The organism is Streptomyces sp. NRRL F-2664 (genome assembly GCF_000719345.1).
Taxonomy (GTDB): Bacteria; Actinomycetota; Actinomycetes; order Streptomycetales; family Streptomycetaceae; genus Streptomyces.
Map to the genome: position 1 here is coordinate 1 of NZ_JOFX01000388.1, position 398 is coordinate 398.

The 398-nt window shown below is 65.6% G+C and carries 1 protein-coding gene; it reads left to right on the top strand.

Features of this window, described 5'->3' with window-relative positions; all coding sequences use genetic code 11:
- The coding region (locus IF89_RS0136230) for a recombinase RecT (RefSeq protein ID WP_030777812.1) at nucleotides 1–398 on the top strand (398 nt) is incomplete at both ends.

The following is a 398-nucleotide window of genomic DNA, read 5'->3' on the forward strand; positions in this document are numbered from 1 at the left end:
ATGGTCATCCAGGGCATCGTCGGTTACCAGGGCATCATCGAGCTGATCTACCGGGCCGGCGCCGTGTCCTCGGTCATCGTCGAGACCGTCCACGAACACGACACCTTCAGCTACGTGCCCGGCCGCGACGAACGCCCCGTCCACGAGATCGACTGGTTCGGCACCGACCGCGGCCCTCTCGTCGGCGTGTACGCCTACGCCGTCATGAAGGACGGCGCCACCTCGAAGGTAGTCGTCCTCAACCGCAGCCAGGTCATGGAAGCCAAGGCCAAGTCCGACGGTGCGAACGGCAAGTACCCCCAGTACTCGCCGTGGAACACCAACGAAGAGGCCATGTGGCTGAAGACCGCAGCCCGCCGCCTCGCCAAGTGGGTGCCGACCTCCGCCGAGTACATGCG